We start from the raw sequence: 18763 nt of genomic DNA on the forward strand, positions 1-18763 counted from the left end.
AAATAAAACAGAGCCGAAGTTAAATCATATGTTATTACAGAATATCGGACATCTCAGGTTTGCCTGAACCCGGTCACTTCTACTTGGCTTTGACATTGATGTGAGTGCTATTTGATAATGTCACTTTTTAGCTAGTTCATAATGTCACCCAGATATGGCGCTTTTGCCACCTTTTCTGGGAGATCTCTGCTGATGCTGGTGACCATGTCGAACAAAGAACTTCACCGCCTTCCCGTCATTCAGGCTGTCATCGAAAAGCGAATCGGCCTTTGATTACATGATGGCCACGCGCGATTACATCGACAAGCACGGCAAGCCGGTGGCGTTTTACAGTGATAAGCACGCAGTATTTCGCGTTAGCCAGGCAGAAACACGCCGTACCGGCATGACGCAGTTCGGACGTGCTTTGCACGACCTGAACATCGACCTTATCTGTGCCAACAGCTCGCAGGCTAAAGGCCGCGTCGAACGCGCCAATCTTACGCTTCAGGATCGGCTTGTTAAGGAGATGCGGCTCGAGAACATTTCCGGCATTGATAACGCGAATGCCTGGCTTGAGACATTCATCAGTGACTTCAACCGCCGCTTCGGCAGGCCGGCAACATATCCGAAAAACCTGCACCGCACCGTCTCGGAGAGCGGTCAGGAGCTGGACGATATCTTCGCCTGGCAGACGCTGCGTACGCTCTCAAAATCACTGACTTTTCAGTACGATAAAATTTTATATCTGGTTGAACCTACGGAGGAAAACTCACGTATTGCCGGGGAAAAAATCATTGCTTTTGATTACCCGGACGGTACGCTCGCATTCCGCCACGGCAGCAGAATTCTGGAATATCAGATGTTCGATAAGCTGGAGTGCATCAGCCAGGGGCGCATCGTTGACAATAAAAGGCTCGGCGCAGTGCTGAAGCTGGCGCAGGAAAAGCAGGATGAACTGGAAGCAGCAGTAAAAAGAAAACGCAGCCGTCATATGCCTAAAAGACGGGCGCAGGTTCAGGAACAACTCAGGGCAATCAATCCGGTTCTGGCTGATCCGTCACTTTTCAAATCCAGCCTGAAAAAATGAGCTCGCTGCCCTTTTCTCTTCATTGGCAAACAACAAAAAGTGACATTTAAAAATGGTAAATCGGGGTGACATTATCAATAGGGATAGACATTGATGGAAAAGGAACCGTTCATCGGTTCCTTTCAAGTCACAAATACGCTTACGGACGTGCAGCCGTGCCATCTGGCAGACGCGCATTGGTCCAGTCCGGAATTCCACCCGATACCGGATATTTCGCCGCCTCTTTCAGATCGATATCCACACCCAACCCCGGACGATCGCTGAGGTAGGCATAACCACGATCAATCTCCGGACAGCCTGGGAACACCTCCTGCAGCGCCTCGTTCACCGGCGTGTACTCCTGAATGCCAAGATTGGTGATGCTCAGATCGATATGCAGGTTTGCCGCCACGCCGATCGGTGAGATATCGCCAGGACCATGCCACGCGGTGCGCACGCCAAACAGTTCGGCAAAGGTCGCCAGTTTCTTCGCGGGTGTGATGCCGCCAATGGTGCTGACGTGGCAGCGAATATAATCGATCAGCTGGTTTTGAATTAACGGCTTCCACTCGTTGATTTGCGTAAACAGCTCGCCCATGGCAATCGGCGTGCTGCTTTGGCTGCGTAACTTGCTTAGCCAATCGATATTCTCCGGTGCAACCGGATCCTCGAGGAAAAACAGCTGATACGGTTCGAGTGATTTCGCCAGCTGGATCGAAGCGATTGGCGTGATGCGCTCGTGCACATCATGAATAAACTCCACGCCAAAGCCGAGTTTATTGCGCAGATGATCAAACAGGCGCGGTACGGCGCGCGCATAAGCATCCGGATCGAAATAGATGCCGTGCGTAGGATTACGCGGCGAAACTTTTGGCTGAATATTGCGCGCCTTGGCCAGCTTGCCGGCAATCAGGCGTAAATCATCGGTACCCGCGCCGCCATACATGCCCATCTGACAGCGCACGTATTGATAGCCCTCCTCCATGCGCGCGCGAATGTTATCTTCAACTTCAATCTCATCTGCGCCGTCGCAGTGACGATAAAGCGGCACGCCATCACGACATTTGCCGCCAAGCAGTTCATATACCGGCAAGTCGGCCACTTTGCCCTTGAGATCCCACAGCGCCATATCCACACCGGAGAGCGCATTATTCATCACCGGACCATTACGCCAGTAACCGCTGACCGCCGCCGATTGCCAGATATCTTCGATACGCGCCGGGTCTTTACCGATCAAAAACGGCTTCATGTAGTTTTCGATGGCTGCGGCGACCGCATAGATGCGCTGAGTAAACGTGGCGCAGCCTAAACCGTATAAACCGGGTTCGCTGGTTTCGATTTTTACTACCACCAAATCAATGCCGCCTGGCGCGGTAAGGATGGTTTTTACATCGGTAATTTTCAGGTTACTCATCATGATCCTCACGGTAGCTGGATAACATGCTATATGATGTCCTACATGTTATGTGTATTAAAAAGCCCTGTTCAGGGCTTTTGGTTATTCAGTTATGGCGTACATCTTCAATGGCGTGCACGTTGTGTGTCATCGCACTATTAAGCGTCTCGGCCGCCAGCGCCGCATCGCGGTTTTTCAACGCCATAAAGACTTTGATATGGGCTTCTACGCTTTCCAGCGTGATACCTAACACCCGATTTAACTCTTCCAAGTAATGCACATAAATCCCTTTCAGGGATTCCATTACGTGGATGAACACTTTGTTGTGCGAGGCTTTCACAATCGCCAGATGGAAATCGTAGTCCGCCAGCGAGTACTTTTTGTAGTCATCTTTACTCACCAGCATGCGATTCAAGGCGCTTTCCAGCACTTTGACATCTTCATCAGTGGCGTTCTGAACTGCCAGCTCCATACATTTGAACTCGACGGTCTGACGGAAAACCCGCATATCATCAAACTCTTCCTGCGACAGATGCAGAATGGGCTGGTTATCACTGAACGATCCGTAGCGCGCCACTTCGCGGGTAACATATGTGCCCTTCCCCTGATGCGTCACCACTACGCCAAGGTCGCGCAGCTTCTGCACGGCACTCCGCACGCTGACGCGGCTCACCTGAAAGGTTGCTGTCAATTCCGCTTCAGAGGGCAACTTACAGCCCGGCTCCCACAGACCATCCTGAATGTTCTGCTTCATCTGTTCGTAGATGACATCAACCACATTATGTTTTTGGATACTTTCCAGCGCCACGGCGTTACTCACTTGTCCTACATGTCTACCGCTTTTTAACGCGTCACTGCTCGCAACACAAGCAGCAATTTTTTGTGTGGCAAAAGAGATAATACAAAATTCCGCAACTTAATGATTAATTTCATTGGGTTAACCATCAAAGGTAGATGATTGCCTTCTGGCGATGACATTAAATATTTGTGAGATATCTTACAAATCTCTCGCCTGCCAATTGCTGCCTTTCTGCGCATCACGTAAAAGTAATTTATCCAACTTGTTAGTCATGTTACATGAAGGACGTTTTGTTATGCAGACCTTATTTAACCTCTCCGGGAAAACCGCCCTGATCACCGGTTCAACGCGCGGCTTAGGATTCGCTTATGCACAAGGCCTGGCGCAAGCCGGCGCAAAAGTGCTGCTGAATGGCACACGTCAGGAGCATATGGATACGGCGCTGGAACAATTACAGAAGCAGGGATTTGACGCCCGAGGCTTTCTGTTCAACGTGGCAGATGAAGCCGCGATTGAAGCGGTATTCCAGCAGCTCGATGAAGAAAACATTCACGTCGACATTGTGATCAACAACGCAGGTATTCAGTTCCGCAAACCGATGCTGGAACTGGCATTGAGCGACTGGCAGCGCGTGCTGGATGTCAATCTCACCAGCGCGTTTCTCGTTTCGCGTGCGGCAGCCAAACGCATGGTGCAACGCCAGCGCGGCGGGAAAATTATCAATATCGGATCGCTAACCAGCGAAGCCGCGCGCCCTACCGTCGCGCCTTACACTGCGGCGAAAGGCGGCATCAAGCTGCTGACTAAATCGATGGCGGCTGAATGGGCGCCATTCAACATCCAAACCAACGGCATCGGACCGGGCTACATCCTCACCGATATGAACGAAGCGCTGGTCCAAAACGAAGAGTTCAATAAATGGGTCTGCAGCAGCAATCCTTCTGGCCGCTGGGGAAAGCCCGACGAACTGGTGGGTACCGCCATTTATCTGGCGTCCTCTGCTTCCGATTACGTCAATGGCCAGATGATTTACGTGGATGGCGGCTGGCTCGCCACCTTGTAACAGCGACCTAAGCTGGGCATCAAGACCTGGCTGTATCCTACTCAAGCGACCTGAGGTCATACCATGAACCAAAATATTGCAGGGATTTTACCGGCCAGTCGGTGGGGAAAACTCATCCCGATTGCCTTTATTACCTATAGCCTCGCCTACCTCGATCGTGCCAACTACGGTTTCGGTGCCGCCGCAGGTCTGGCTGAAGATCTCAATATCACGCCCGCCATTTCGGCGTTACTTGGCGCACTGTTTTTCCTTGGTTATTTCTGTTTCCAGGTGCCGGGCGGCATATACGCTGAAAAGCACTCGGCGAAGAAGCTGATTTTCTGGAGCCTGATCCTGTGGGGCGCATTGGCTACTGCGACCGGCATGGTGCACAGCGTGGCGCTGCTGGCGGTGATTCGCTTCCTGCTCGGCGTGGCGGAAAGTGTGGTGATGCCGGCGATGCTGATCTTCCTCAGCCACTGGTTCACGCGCGCGGAACGTTCCAAAGCCAATACTTTTCTGTTCCTCGGCAATCCGATTACCGTGTTATGGATGTCGATCCTCTCCGGCTATCTGGTGAATTCCTTTGGCTGGCGCGGCATGTTCATCATTGAAGGCGTGCCCGCCATTTTGTGGGCGTTTATCTGGTGGAAAATTTATGCCGACCGACCGCGCGATGCCAAATGGCTGAGCGAAGCGGAAAAGCGTGCGGTCGAAAACGCGCTGGCGGCAGAGCAGCAGTCGATCAAACCGGTTAAGAATTACCGTGAAGCCTTTCGCTCGCCTAAGGTGTTGGCGCTGGCCTTTATCCACTTCTTCTGGAATATCGGCATGTACGGTTTCATCATGTGGCTTCCTTCGATGTTAAAGAGTGCGTCTGGTATGGGCATCGTCGCGACCGGCTGGCTCTCTGCCGCGCCCTATCTGCTCGCCGTGCCGCTGATGCTGACCGCATCCTGGTTCTCCGATAAATATCAGCAGCGTAAAAACATCGTGCTGCTTTTCCTTGGGCTGGGCGCGGTGTGCTTCATTGCTTCCTTTACGCTCGGTGCGACCCACTTCTGGCTCTCATGGGTGCTGTTGGTGATTGCTGGCGGTGCGATGTACACGCCGTATGGCCCGTTCTTCGCGGCGATTCCTGAGATGCTGCCACGCAACGTGGTGGCGGGCGCGATGTCCTTCGTGGTCTGTTTCGGTGCGCTCGGTTCGTTCGTCGGCGCGTGGATTGTGGGCTATCTCAATGGCCTGACCGGCAGCCCGGCGGCATCTTACGTATTTATGGGTGGATCGCTGGTTGTCGCGGTATTACTCACCGCGCTCACCACCTTTAGCAGCCTGAGCACGCCAACGGCACAAACCCGCTCTGCATACTAATAGAGAATGAAGTCATGACCATGAAACCCACGCGCACGCGTTTAAGCGTTTTATTCATGCTGTTTATTGTCACCGCGATTAATTACATGGATCGCGCTAACCTGGCGGTGGCCGGTTCCCATATTCAGGGCGAGTTTTTCTTATCCGCTACGCAGCTGGGTTTACTGTTTTCGATGTTTACCTGGTTTTATGCCCTCAGTCAGATTCCGGTCGGCTATCTGCTTGATCGGATTGGTTCGCGCTGGCTGTACGGCAGCGCGATTGTGCTGTGGAGCCTGTTTACCCTGCTGATGGGATTGGCATCGCATCACTTTTTCACCACCGCCACTGCGTCATTTATGATGCTGTTGGTGTGCCGCGCGCTGATTGGCGTGGCGGAAGCGCCCTCTTTTCCCTCCAACACCAAAATCATCGCCACCTGGTTTCCCGACCATGAACGTGCGCGTGCAACGGCAACCTACTCCAGCGCGCAATATATTGGCCTGGCGCTGCTGACGCCGGTGCTGTCGTTTATCGTCAGCCAATGGGGCTGGGAAATGTCGTTTTATCTCTCTGGCCTGGTTGGGATTGTGTTCGGAATTTACTGGCTGATTGTCTATCGCGATCCGCAGCACAGCAGCAAAGTGAATGATGCGGAACTTGATATTATTCGCAAAGGCGGCGGTCATGGTTCGGTAAATCAGCAAACCGGCAACGGCAAAGTTAACTGGCAGTCGGTGAAATATATCCTGCGTCAGCGCACCACATGGGGTTTGTTTATTGCGCAGTTCGCGGCTTCGTCGACGCTCTACTTTTTCCTGACCTGGTTTATTGTCTATCTGGAAAAAGGGCTGCATCTGTCGATCGATAAAGCGGGGATTGGCGCGATGTTCCCTTATCTGATGGCGATGGCGGGCGTGCTGTGTGGCGGAACGCTGAGTGATTTCCTGCTGAAGCGTGGCCGCAGCCGCACTTTTGCGCGCAAGCTGCCGGTGATGCTCGGCATGTTGCTCACCTGCTCGATTGCGCTGGTGAATTTCTTCCAGGACAGCCCGGTAATTGCCATCGCCATTCTTTCCATCGCTTTTTTCGCCAACGCCTTCTCCAATCTCGGCTGGGTGGTATGCAGCGATGTGATTCCACGCCACTTAATCGGCACCATCGGCGGCTTTCTGAATATTTTTGGCAATCTTTCCGGCATTGTCAGCCCGATCATCATTGGTGTTATTTTGCAGCGCACCCACAACTTCCAGTATGCCATGTGGTACATCGCTGCCGTCGCGCTGATGGGCTTTTTGGCCTACCTGCTGCTGGTTGGCAAAATTGAAGTGATGACGCCGCCCGGCGAAGAACCGGCTGACAATAAAAAGAAATTCGAAACCCCTTCAAACGCATAGAGAGAAGCATAATGCAGCAGAAAACTGTGAACGCGGTGATCGTCAATGCCGCACATGATGTGCGCTGTGAGTCGCGGGAAATTGAGTGGAACACGCAACAAGTGTTGGTCAAAGTTGAGCGTGGCGGGATTTGTGGCTCGGATATTCACTATTTCCAGCATGGACGCGCGGGCATGTCAGTGCTGAAAGCGCCGATGATTTTAGGCCATGAGTTTGTTGGCATCATCGAGCAAGTGCCAGAAAACAGCGACCTGAAAGTTGGCCAGCGCGTGGCGATCAACCCTTCCCAACCCTGCCAGTTGTGTGCGCTGTGTCAGGAAGGAAAACAGAACCTTTGCCGCTCAATGCGCTTTATGGGCAGCGCGCAGTTTTTCCCACATGTTAACGGCGGATTTGCCCAATATGTGGCGGTGAATCCCGTGCAGTGCGTGCCGTACAGCGATAGCGCGGATGCTAAAGTGATGGCCTTCGCCGAACCGCTGGCAGTGTGCATTCATGCGATACGTCAGGCGGGTGATTTAACCGGCAAGCGTGTGCTGGTCACCGGCGCCGGACCGATCGGTTGTCTGGTGATCGCGGCGGCACTGGCTTCGGGGGCTACCGAAGTGGTAGCAACCGATATCAGCGAACGCTGCCGTCAGCTGGCGAACAAGATGGGCGCCAGCGCGGCGCTGGACCCGCGTGACGAACAGCAAACTGCGCGCTGGGCGGAAAATGGCGGCAGTTTTGATGTCTGCTTTGAAGCTTCTGGCGCAGGCGCGGCGGTGGCTTCGCTGGTTGCCTTTACGCGTCCGGGCGGCATTATCGTGCAACTCGGCATGGGCGCGGCTGAAGTGAACTATCCTATCGGACCGTTGCTGGTCAAAGAGATACAGCTGCGTGGCTCCTTCCGCTTCACCAGCGAGTTCACCACCGCAGTACGCTGGCTCGAGCAAGGCAAAATCAATCCGCTGCCGCTGCTTTCAGCCGAAATGCCGATGCAGGATGCGGCACTTGCGCTGGAACTGGCTGCGGATAAAGATCGAGCCGCCAAAGTACAGTTGGTTTTCTAAGCGTAAAAAAACGGCTGATGCGATGCACCAGCCGTTGTCATACATTTTCGCACTATTCGGTTACTTCAAACGGAATGCCACCACGCTGTCACCCGCCTGGGTGCCGAGCGAACCGTGACCGCCTGCTGCAATCACCACGTACTGCTTACCGTCTTTGCCCATAAAGGTAGACGGTGTGGCTTGCGCACCGGCACTCAGCTCGGTTTGCCACAGCAGTTCGCCGGTGGTGCTGTCGTAAGCGCGGAAGAAGTTATCCGCGGTTGCACCGTGGAACACCAGATCACCTGCGGTCAGCAATGGACCACCGTGCGCCACCATGCCCATCGGGAAACCGATTGGGAAACGGCCTGGCAGGAAGCTGGTCTTCAGGTTTTTGGTGACGCCCACGCGACGCAGCCATTCGGTTTTACCGGTCTTCAGATCCACGCCCACCATGCGGCCCCAAGGTGGCGCAACGCATGGAATGCCGAGGCCAGACGCCATCTGCTGGATATGAATCGCGTAATCACCGTGGAAGTTTTCGTTCCAGTATGGCGTGCCATCTTTGGTGAACAGGCGCTCGGTGGCGGTCTGCTCGCTACGCTTGATCAGGTTGTACTTGTACGCCAGACGCACTGGCGCGGCAATCAGCATTTGACGCTGCGGATCGACGGCAACAGAACCCCAGTTGAACACACCAATGTTGCCAGGGAAGATCAGCGAACCACCTTCAGTTGCTGGCGTCCACGGATTGCCATCATAGCGCAAGCTTCGGAAATCCATGCGGCATGACATCTGGTCAAACGGCGTGATGCCCCACATTGACTTCTCAGTCAACGGCTGCGGGATGAAGTTCAGGCTGGAAACCGGCTGGGTTGCCGCAAATTTCTCCCCCGCGACGCCACCTTCAGTGGAGACTTTTACCTGGTTTACCGGATACACCGGCTGGCCGGTAAGACGGTTCAGCACAAACAGGTTGCCGGTTTTGGTCGGCAGGATCACCACAGGCTGCTTCTGGCCTTGATAATCGATGTCCACCAGCGAAGGCTGTGACGGATTATCGCGGTCCCACAGATCGTGGTTGGAGCTCTGATAACGCCATTTGAACGCACCGGTTTGCAGATCCAGCGCCACCAGCGCATCGCGGAACTTCTCGGTGTTGCTGTTCGGATCGCGTTCAATGCCCACTTCATCCGGTGAAGCGTTACCAAACGGCACATAGACAACGCCGTTTTTCAGGTCAGCACTCAACGTGCCCCACGCTACTGGCGTGTCCTGCGGGTAGTTTTGACCAGCAGCGATTGGTGCGGTGTTTTCCGGATTGGCCGGATCAAAGTTCCACACCAGACGACCGCTTTGCACGTCATACGCACGAATCACGCCTGACGGGTTGCCGCTGTTGAAGCCGTTATCCATCACGGAACCGCCAACGATCACCAGCTTGCCCGCGACCAGCGGTGCTGCGGTTTGCATCAGCGCATGTGGACGCACTTCACCCATGTTGGCGTGCAGATCAACCACACCGCTCTGACCGAAATCAGCGCACGGTTTACCGGTATCGGCATCCAGCGCAATCAGCTGCGCATCGGTGGTGGCGTTAAAGATACGCTTACGGCAGATAGCCGGATTCGCTGCGCTATCCTGCGCGGCAACCGGGGTTTCTTCGTAGTAGCTTACGCCGCGACAGGTCTGATGCTGCTGCAGGTAAGAGCGATCTTTATTCGGTGTGAATTTCCACTTCACCGCGCCGGTTTCCGGATCAAGCGCGTGCACTTCGTTATGCGGCGTACAGAAGTACAGCATGCCGTTGGCTTTCAGCGGCGTGGCTTCAAAGGTGTATTCGGTAGCATCCGCATCCTGACGCAGATCGCCAGTGTGATAAGTCCAGGCAACTTCGAGGTTTTTGACGTTCTCTTTGCTGATCTGATTCAGCGATGAGAAACGCAGGCCGTCAGACGAACCACCGTACGCGGTCCAGTCGTTAGCAGCGCCCTGCTCGCTGTTCTGTTCGCGGGCATTGCTGATAGTGCCTTGCTGCGGAATCGGATCGTAGAAGCACAGACCAATCACCACCACAATCATGATAATCACGGTGCCGCCGAGGAAGCCGTGGAAACGGCGTTCACCGCGATACAGCGGTTTCACCACCCACGGCATCGCCAGCCACAGGCCGATCACACCGAACAGGTCACCGCGTGGGATCCACTGCCATTTATCAAAGCCCACTTCCCAGATAATCCAGGCGAGCGTAATCCACATCAGCACCGCATACAGCGCCAGCGCGCTGCGCTGGTTGCGGAACAGTAAAATTGCGGTAATAAGTAAGCCCACCGCCATCAGTGCATAGAAGGCGCTGCCGCCCAGCATTAACAGCTTGCCGCCCATGTACAGCAAGGCAATCGCCAGAATCGCGAGCACGATACTGGTTAGTTTGTTAACCATGCTAATCCCTCAACCATTTTCATCGAAAAACCTCAAAAATAACCCCACATAAAATCAACAGAATTTTAACGTACGTTACCGTTTAGTAAAAACCCGTTGCGAGGTGTGTCGTTAGCTCCGCTAATGAATGTAGTTTGGCTAATGGCTGCCAGCTACCGCCTCGCTCAATGTGTGACTGAAATCACGTTTCATTTTCGTTGAGAGAATTAATCATTAGTGAGGAAAATTCGCATTTTTTGATAACGGGAAATGGCGAGAGTACGCGATTTGCTGGCTTTTGCGCCTGAGACATAACCTTGTGCGGATTTATTACTACGCCCGCTGTAGTTGAAAACTTACGCTGTTTTCTTTTTACCCGGGAAACGTTATGAAAATCACTTTATTAGCTTGCTCATTGTTGCTCCTCACGGTGACTTCACAGGCTGCCAGCAACGAACTGATCGTTGGCGATCAAAAAGGTAATGCTCGCGCAGTGATGTCCGCCGCCGGCGAGCTCAACAATGTGCCATATGAAATCAAATGGTATGAGTTCCCCAACGCTGCGCCGCTACTGGAGTCGCTCAATTCCCAGCATCTGGATGCCGGATTGGTCGGCGATGGTCCGCTGTCATTTGCCGTAGCGGCGGGCGCACAGATCCGCGCCATTCAGGCATCGCAATATCTCGGCAATGCCATCGTGGTGAAAAACAACAGCGCCTTGCACAGCATCGCCGACTTAAAAGGTAAAAAAGTGGCGACGGTAAAAGGATCGTCCGGACAAAATATGGTGCTGAATGCGCTGCACGAAGCGGGTTTGCCAGACGACAGCGTCAGTTTTGTCTTTACTACGCCGTCGGAAGCAACGCTGGCGCTGGATAATGGCGCGGTGGATGCGGTGGCAACCTGGGAACCCTATGTGTCGTTTGCCGTGGCGCAATCCGGCGATCGCATCGCCATCGACGGCAAAAACTCTCCGGTTTCAAACTATCTGGTGGCAACCGATAGCGCTATCGCCAGCAAGCGTGAGCAGCTCGCAGACTTCCGTCAGCGCCTGATCCGCGCACGCGCGTGGGGCGTGGCGCATCCACAAGCGTACGCCAGCGAGATCGCCAAACTGCTGCGTCTGCCAGATGCGGTTGCGCTGAGCAAAGTACAGCGTGAAAACAACGCGCCGGTAGAAGATTACGCCTTGGTGGAAAAACGCCAGCAGTTGGCGATTGATACCTTCACCCGTGGCGGTCTGATCAAACCCGGCTTAAAAGCCGACAAACTGGTGGATGCCTCCTTCTTTAACCCCAACGGAGCCGCCAAACCATGATGAATCTGGCGCTCTACCTCGACTCCGGCATTCATCAGGGCGGCTGGCGTCATCCCGATTCGGCCGCGACCGGTGGCAGCAACTGGCCGCTGTATCGCAAAATCGCCCAGCGCGCCGAAGCCGCAAAGCTGGACATGATTTTTGTCGCTGACAAGCTGGCGATTGATGATGTTTATGGCGGTCATCTGGCGCACACCGTGCAGCATCGTCAGGTTGGCTGGTCTGAACCCTTAACATTATTAGCCGCGCTGGCGGCGGTGACTGACCACATCGGACTCGGCGGCACGGTTTCCTCTTCCTATTCGGTGCCGTATACCACCGCGCGTCAACTGGCCAACATCGACCACATCAGCGGCGGGCGCGCGGCGTGGAACGTGGTTACCTCGCTGAGCCACGCCGAAGCGCGCAACTTTGGTCGCAGTGAACACTTCAGCCATGAGGATCGCTATCGCCGCGCGGCCGAATTTATCGATGTCATGAAAGCGCTGTGGGACAGCTTTGAAGAGGACGCGCTGATTCTGGATAAAGCGCAGGCGCGCTTTGCCGAACCGTCACGCTTCCATCGACTCGATCATCAGGGAGAATCTTTCGACGTGCAGGGCCCGCTGAACCTGCCGCGCCCGGTGCAAGGGCATCCGGTGGTGATTCAGGCTGGCGTCTCGGAAGCCTTTATCGATCTGGCGGCGCAACAGGCGGAAGTGCTGTTTGTGGTGCAACCCAATCGGGAACGCGCGCAGCAGTTCTATCTAACCCTGAAACAGCGTGCGCAGCAGTATCAGCGTCAGCCCGATCAACTGCGCATTCTGCCTGGCATGGTGCCGATTGTCGGCACCACGCAGCGCGATGCCGAGGAGCGTGCGGCATACCTCAAATCATTGATTACTGTGGAATCGGGCCTGAGCTTTGTCTCGGCCAGCATGAATATCGATCTGTCGCAGTATCCGGTTGACGGTCCGGTGCCGGATCTGCGTGAAAAGATCACCGGCAGCAAAGGCCGTTTCCAGTACGTGATTGCCAGCGCCATTGAGCAGAACCTGACGCTGGGTGAGATGGCGAAACGCTACGCGGAAAGCTTGTCGTTTCCGGCGCCGACCGGCACAGCGGATAGCATTGCGCAGCAGATGATTGACTGGTATCAACATCAGGCCTGCGACGGTTTTGTCATTCTACCCACCTACATTGACGAGAACGAAGATCGCTTCCTCGAACAGGTTGTACCGCGCCTGCAGGACGCGGGCGTCTTCCGCAGCGACTATCAGCCGGGCACGCTGCGCGATCGTTTAGGGCTAGTAAAGCCGGAAAATCGCTTTCACAGTTAGACATTAATTGAAATAACTTAATAGATTATAAAAGTACCGCTGCGATTATTCCTGGCAACGATTATCGCAGCGGTGCGAATAAGCGCACTTTTATTACACTTTCATTTCCGCAGTCTTTATTTAAGATTTTTTTAATTGATTAACTATTACGACCCAATACCTTTTTGAGAGTTTCCTCAGCCTGTTATCACCGATTGAGCGTGATATAAATCACATAACTGCTCTGCGGCAAGTCCGCTATAAAAAAGAAGGTTATGATGATTAGCGCAGATTTCTTTTATCGTAAATTACGTTTTCCTTTTAAACTCACACACGCTGCTTTTAAGTTTCCGATTGCCAACGCGCATGCCCGGCAATATCAGGTTATGTCGCCTGAACAAACCATTGACCTGCTGCTCAACAACGACAAGCTCTCCATGAGCCGTTATGGCGACGGCGAACTGGAAATGACCTTGTTCAAGAATATCGGTTTTCAATCTTTCGATGAACGTCTCTCGATTCGTCTTAAAGAGATATTACGTCGCGGAAGCCAGCCGAAGAATACGTGCTTATTGTGTTTGCCCGATGCTTTTCGCGGCACCTCGAATATGCGTTTTGGTTCGGCCCTATTCTGGTTTTTTCATAAAGCGTTTTATTTCCGCCATTATGAAGCGTTATTAAAGAAAGATTATCGCTACGGTAATACCTCAGTTACGCGTCCCTATCATGACTATAAGGATAAGCAACAGGCTGCTCGTGTGTTTAATAAGTTCAGGCAACTGTTCAGTGACAAAAAGATATTAATTGTGGAAGGTAGCGGCACGCGGCTCGGCATCGGCAACGATTTGCTCGGCGGCGCGCGGGAGATTAAGCGCATCACCACGCTCAATCGCAACGCCTTCTCGGTTTACAACGATCTCTACAGCGCCGTCCTGGCGCACGCACGCGAGTACGATATGGTACTGATGTCGCTCGGCCCCACCGCAACGGTGCTGGCTTACGATCTCAGCCAGCATGGCATTCGCTGTATTGATACCGGCCACATTGATATCGAGTATGAATGGATGCGCAGTGCCGCGCGTGACAAGGTGCAGGTGGCTGGCAAGAACGTCAATGAAGTTGGCGTGTTGCTCAGCGACGATGCGCGCGAAGCCGATGAGCATTATCGCCAGCAGATTTTGCTGCATGTCGGGCTGCCACAGGAAGCGGTGCTGTCGGCGATGGTAGTGCATCCGCCGGTCTAATCCACATCGCAAGCAATCGCAAAAACAGGGTATTTTGAGATTGCTTGCGATGACGTTGTTACCCTTCGCGCTTTTTCAGCCACTCTTGCAGCTTGCGCAGTGAAACAGGCGCCTGATACACCGTTCCTTTCCCCTCCTTCAGTGGACGCAACAATCCCTGTTCGGTGAGATTTTTCAGGCGCGCACGCGCGGTGTTATCCGCAATGCCGAGCCGCGATTTAATGCCGGCAGAACTGAGTAATGAACCCGGCGCATTCAGTGCGATTGCCATGATATCCAGCTCACCTTTGGCTAAGGTCATATTCTCTTCCACCCACGTCACCAGACGCTCCCGCTCTTTGTGCAGCGTGGCGATTTGCTCGGTGAATGCATTAACCGCGCGCATCACCACTTCACACTGAAACTGCACGAAATAGGTCAGATCCATCTCATCGGTTTCGCTGTACAGATAGGAGATGCCGTACTTTACCGCTGCGGCTTTCAACAGCTTGCTAATAGAGATGTAGCGGAATGCGCTATAACCGTGACGAATCAAATGATGGTAGAACAGCCCGCGCGCGGTGCGACCGTTGCCATCATTAAAGGGATGAATGTAGCCGATGGCAAAGTGCATTACGCAGGCGACCAGCAACGGATGCGTGCCCTGCTGCTCCAGCCAGGCAACTTCGGCGCATAACGCGTCCAGCAGGCTATTCAGCCGCTGATAATCCGGCGGCTGATGAATGATTTCGCCATCCCGCCCGGCAACAAACACATCGTTATTGTCACGCACGGCGCCGGGCCGATATTTGTCATCATTAATGCCAGCGCAGGCGATGTGATGAATTTCCAGAATATCGGCGCGTGTTAACGGCGCATCACCCAGCGTGGCAATGTGCTGCATTAGCCGCCAGTTGCCCATGATCATGCTTTCATCTTCGTTGCGCGGTGCACGCCCCACCGCCAGCAACTCCATCGCCACCCGCGAGGTTGTCGCCGCGCCTTCCAACTGACTGGATGAGATCGCCTCTTCCATGATCAGCTGAGACATCAGGTAAGAAGCCGCGTCCTCATCCGTCGGTTCGCCATTGCGCGCAAAAGTCATACGATCGACCGCCGACATCGCCGCCGTGATTTTGGCCGTGAGGTTACAGGTCACGGTTTGATCGGCGATCACAAAGTGCTGCGCGCTGCTGCGGCGCTTGAATTTCAATGCGCTCCACAGTTTCTCACGCATCTGGCCATCACTCACTCGACGATACAATTCATCGAAATGCAGATAGCGCTCATCCCACTCGGCATGACTAGCGAGGAGCGAATTAATCTCACTGATACTTAACGAATCAATAAGTTGAGCAGGCGGACGACGCAGTTTCATCTCAAGCAATCTCAAAAACAGTGTATTTTGAGTTTACTTGAGATTAGCTGCGACGACAAATGGCGCTTACAGCGCGGTTAGCTGCCGTGTCGCTGGCAGAAGGCGCGGAGATCGGATGATTGGAAATCCGCCAGATTCGTCATCAATTTCTCCAGCGGCCAGTTCCACCAGGCAATTGCCTGCAGTTGCGCGGCAATATCCGCAGCGAAACGCGCACGGATCACTTTGGCTGGCACGCCACCGACAATGGTGTAAGGCGGCACATCTTTCGTCACCACCGCACCGGCCGCCAGCACCGCGCCATCCCCCACCGTTACGCCCGGCAGAACGATTACGCCATGCCCAATCCACACATCATTGCCAATGATCACGCGATCGGCGCGGCGCTCGGCAAAGAAGCCATTATCGCGCTCCGCCTGCCCATCGTAGTATTCCGGGCAGTAGGTGAAACGGTGCTGCGAAGCGCGGTCCATCGGATGATTGGGCGCGCCAATCCGCACATGATTGGCAATGGCGGTAAAGCGCCCAATCTGCGCATCGGCGACACAGCAGTGCTCACCGAGATAGGAGAAATCGCCGAGTTCGCTATATTCGATATAGGTTTCGGCCAGCACTTCACATTGCGCGCCAATCTGGGTTTCGCGCATACGCACGCTGGGATCGATAACGGTGTGTTGCAGTTTTGCCGGTTGCACAGCAGCGAGTGCCATAATCAAAGCTCCGTGTGGTCAGATGTCTGGATAAGCGGTTGCGACTGGGCAACCGCGAGCCATCACGCTACAGCGACAAGATGACAGAAATGCTATTGTGCGCATCTGCAATGGGCGATTTGAGGAAAGGGAATGAGAACACCGTGGTCAATACTGGCGCTGTTGTGGTCAGCCGGACAGGCATCTGCCGCGCTGCCCGCCGACATTAAAGCCGGTGATATTGTGCAAGTGCAGTTAGCGCAACTCCATCCGACGCAGGCCGCGATTGGCTATCGTCAGCTGGATTACAAACAGCATCGTTATGAAGCCGAACCGAAAAAGCTGTTTGATGATTATTGCGAAAGCATGGGTCAGAAAGGCGTCGATAAATTTGATAGTAAATCACGTCTCTCGCAGCCCAGCAGCTTCAGTTGTAAAGCGCCGGTCGGCAGCGAACCTGGCCCGATGAAAACGGCGGTGATTGCACCGGATAATGTGCTGTACCTTACCGATGGTCATCATACTTTCAGTAATTTCGCCGATATCGCCGGTCTCAACACGCCGGTGCAGGTACGCATTACCAATGACTTCCGCAGCCTGAAAACCATGTCTGCCTTCTGGCAAAAAATGGAAGCGGCACATCTGGTGTGGCTGGACACGCCATCTGGCAAAATTAAACCGGATGCGCTGCCGCAAGAGCTCGGTCGCCAGCACATGCAGAATGATGAATATCGCTCGCTGGTCTATTTCGTGCGCGATATTGGCTTTGATAAAGAGCAAAATCCGCCGCCGTTCCTTGAATTCTACTGGGGCAAATGGCTGGAAACGCAGCTTCCGCTGAAGAACTTTGATCTCAACAATCGCGGCGGTTACGCCAAAGCGCTGGAAACCATCGCTGAGAAGATGACCAGCATGCCGAAAGACACGGTAATTGCGCACAGCGATAGCGGCCCGCTGACGGCGGATCGGTTAGGCGCACGCAAGAAAGTGAACGAGAAGAAGCTGGAAAAGCTGGTCTCCGATGACGGCAAATTGACGTGGGCCTTCGCACAATAACCATACGGTCGCCATAAATGGCGACCGTACAAAAGGTTGCCGCGTTTTTCGTAGGGTGCGTGCATACATATGCAAATTAATGCTTGAATCAAAAATTACGCTTAATCAGCACTTTTGCCAGACGTTACACCAACTCGCAGTTTTTCACATCCGCAGACGGCGCTAACAGGTTTTTATCAAAGACGCGCAGTTCTACAGCATCACGAATCCGCATCGGCCAGTCGGGATTCGCCAGTGCGCTTTTGCCAATCGATACGTAATCCGCGCCCTGCTCCAGCGCCTGCGCCGCCTTGTTGGCATCACTTAACGAACCATTAGCGATAATCGGCAAATTCGGTGCCGCCTGCCGTGCCATTTGCACCAGCGATAACGGTGAATCGGCAAACGCCGGTTGCAGCGCGTCATATTCGGTCAGGTGCAGATAATCCACGCCAGCCTCAGCAATCGCGGCGAATACCTGACGCGCGCCCGCTTCACCTTCTCGCCATTTATGCTGTAAATCATTCACTTTGCCCTGCGAGAGGCGAATTCCCAGCGTAACATCATGCCCTACGCGCTGGCGCACTGCGGCGATCACCGCCAGCGTCAGAGACAAACGTGCAACGATATCGCCGCCCCAGCGATCGCTGCGCTGATTAGTGTAATCGGTAAAAAACTGGTCCAGCAGATAGCCATTTGCGCCATGAATTTCGATGCCATCAAAACCCGCTTCGCCAATTGCCCGCGCCGCCGTGTGCGCAAAGCTGTCGATCACCTGCTGGATCTGCTCTTCATCCATTTCACGCGGCAGCGGATAGGCACCATGACCGTGATAGAAACCGAGCTGTTCTCCGCGTGGCTGTATCGAAGAAGGCGCGAGCGTGTCTGCTCGATAAATGTTGCCCTGCGATATCGCCCCGGCATGCATCAACTGCGCAATGATTTTGCCGCCGCGCTGATGCACGCGATCGGTAATTGACCGCCAGCCAGCGCGCTGTTTGGCGTTAACTAGCCCGGCCTGAAACGCATAGGTTTGCGACCAGGCTTCATCGATATAGATGCCTTCGGTGATGATGGCGCTAAAGCCGCCACGCACGAAGCGCTGATAATAGAGCTGCATACGTTCGCCCGGTATGCCGTCGACGCTGGCGGAGATGCGCGTCATGGGCGCCACCATGATGCGATTTTTCAGCGCCAGCCGGTTCAGTGTCCCGCTCTGAAAAAGATGTTTATCACTCATATTGCTCTCTGAATGCGGATTATCTACAGAGCGCAGTATATTCGGTCGCCACAGGGACAAAAATGGCCGATGATGATACGTCTGTATAACGGAAA

Annotated in this window: 14 protein-coding genes and 1 pseudogene; 9 read left to right on the forward strand and 6 right to left on the reverse strand. The window is 53.9% G+C overall.

Annotated elements, in window-relative coordinates; translation table 11 throughout:
* Positions 1-250 precede the first annotated feature (250 nt).
* Positions 251-1069, forward strand: a pseudogene (locus BM323_RS03525) (ISNCY family transposase); the annotation flags it as partial.
* Positions 1070-1208: 139 nt separating this feature from the next.
* Here BM323_RS03525 and BM323_RS03530 read toward each other — a convergent pair.
* Both BM323_RS03530 and BM323_RS03535 read right to left on the reverse strand, forming a co-directional pair.
* The gene (locus BM323_RS03530) at positions 1209-2465 is read right to left on the reverse strand and encodes an enolase C-terminal domain-like protein (protein WP_255348924.1); all 1257 of its coding nucleotides are present in this window, start codon (positions 2463-2465) and stop codon (positions 1209-1211) included.
* Between the two features lie 85 nt (positions 2466-2550).
* Positions 2551-3252 carry a FadR/GntR family transcriptional regulator gene (locus tag BM323_RS03535; protein WP_008104106.1) on the reverse strand — a complete coding sequence of 234 codons (702 nt, stop codon included), beginning with the start codon at positions 3250-3252 and terminating at the stop codon, positions 2551-2553.
* 286 nt (positions 3253-3538) lie between these two features.
* Between BM323_RS03535 and BM323_RS03540 the strand changes: the two genes are divergently transcribed.
* From BM323_RS03540 to idnD, 4 genes are all read left to right on the forward strand, one after another.
* Positions 3539-4306, forward strand: a complete 768-nt coding sequence (locus BM323_RS03540) for an SDR family oxidoreductase (RefSeq protein WP_008104108.1) — start codon at positions 3539-3541, stop codon at positions 4304-4306.
* Between the two features lie 63 nt (positions 4307-4369).
* Complete coding sequence (locus tag BM323_RS03545) at positions 4370-5659, forward strand: MFS transporter (RefSeq protein ID WP_008104110.1); 1290 nt, start codon at positions 4370-4372, stop codon at positions 5657-5659.
* Positions 5660-5679: 20 nt separating this feature from the next.
* Positions 5680-7035 carry an MFS transporter gene (locus BM323_RS03550; RefSeq protein ID WP_036648322.1) on the forward strand — a complete coding sequence of 452 codons (1356 nt, stop codon included), beginning with the start codon at positions 5680-5682 and terminating at the stop codon, positions 7033-7035.
* An 11-nt stretch (positions 7036-7046) separates the two neighbouring features.
* On the forward strand, positions 7047-8087 hold the full coding sequence (gene idnD / locus BM323_RS03555) for an L-idonate 5-dehydrogenase (RefSeq protein WP_008104114.1): 1041 nt from the start codon (positions 7047-7049) through the stop codon (positions 8085-8087).
* A gap of 60 nt (positions 8088-8147) precedes the next feature.
* Here idnD and BM323_RS03560 read toward each other — a convergent pair whose 3' ends face one another.
* On the reverse strand, positions 8148-10508 hold the full coding sequence (locus tag BM323_RS03560; protein ID WP_008104115.1) for a membrane-bound PQQ-dependent dehydrogenase, glucose/quinate/shikimate family: 2361 nt from the start codon (positions 10506-10508) through the stop codon (positions 8148-8150).
* Between the two features lie 367 nt (positions 10509-10875).
* Here BM323_RS03560 and BM323_RS03565 point away from each other — a divergent pair, with 367 nt between their 5' ends.
* From BM323_RS03565 to BM323_RS03575, 3 genes are all read left to right on the forward strand, one after another.
* The gene (locus BM323_RS03565; RefSeq protein WP_008104118.1) at positions 10876-11805 is read left to right on the forward strand and encodes an aliphatic sulfonate ABC transporter substrate-binding protein; all 930 of its coding nucleotides are present in this window, start codon (positions 10876-10878) and stop codon (positions 11803-11805) included.
* Entirely contained in the window at positions 11802-13124 is a 1323-nt protein-coding gene (locus BM323_RS03570) for an NtaA/DmoA family FMN-dependent monooxygenase (protein ID WP_008104120.1), read from the forward strand. Before BM323_RS03565 ends, BM323_RS03570 begins: the two co-directional genes overlap by 4 nt.
* 257 nt (positions 13125-13381) lie before the next feature.
* The gene (locus BM323_RS03575; protein WP_008104122.1) at positions 13382-14347 is read left to right on the forward strand and encodes a GT-D fold domain-containing glycosyltransferase; all 966 of its coding nucleotides are present in this window, start codon (positions 13382-13384) and stop codon (positions 14345-14347) included.
* A 58-nt stretch (positions 14348-14405) separates the two neighbouring features.
* Here BM323_RS03575 and BM323_RS03580 read toward each other — a convergent pair whose 3' ends face one another.
* Positions 14406-15704 carry a Fic family protein gene (locus BM323_RS03580; RefSeq protein ID WP_008104124.1) on the reverse strand — a complete coding sequence of 433 codons (1299 nt, stop codon included), beginning with the start codon at positions 15702-15704 and terminating at the stop codon, positions 14406-14408.
* Between the two features lie 77 nt (positions 15705-15781).
* Entirely contained in the window at positions 15782-16414 is a 633-nt protein-coding gene (locus BM323_RS03585; protein WP_008104126.1) for a DapH/DapD/GlmU-related protein, read from the reverse strand.
* 132 nt (positions 16415-16546) lie between these two features.
* On the opposite strand from BM323_RS03585, the gene BM323_RS03590 reads away from it, so the two are divergent.
* Positions 16547-17449 carry a ParB/Srx family N-terminal domain-containing protein gene (locus BM323_RS03590; RefSeq protein WP_008104128.1) on the forward strand — a complete coding sequence of 301 codons (903 nt, stop codon included), beginning with the start codon at positions 16547-16549 and terminating at the stop codon, positions 17447-17449.
* Between the two features lie 124 nt (positions 17450-17573).
* On the opposite strand, the gene BM323_RS03595 is transcribed toward BM323_RS03590, so the two are convergent.
* Positions 17574-18668 (reverse strand): oxidoreductase, encoded by a 1095-nt coding sequence (locus BM323_RS03595; RefSeq protein ID WP_008104130.1) that lies wholly within the window; start codon positions 18666-18668, stop codon positions 17574-17576.
* Between the last annotated feature and the right edge of the window lie 95 nt (positions 18669-18763).

Source organism: Pantoea sp. YR525 (genome assembly GCF_900116775.1).
Lineage (GTDB): Bacteria > Pseudomonadota > Gammaproteobacteria > Enterobacterales > Enterobacteriaceae > Pantoea > Pantoea symbiotica.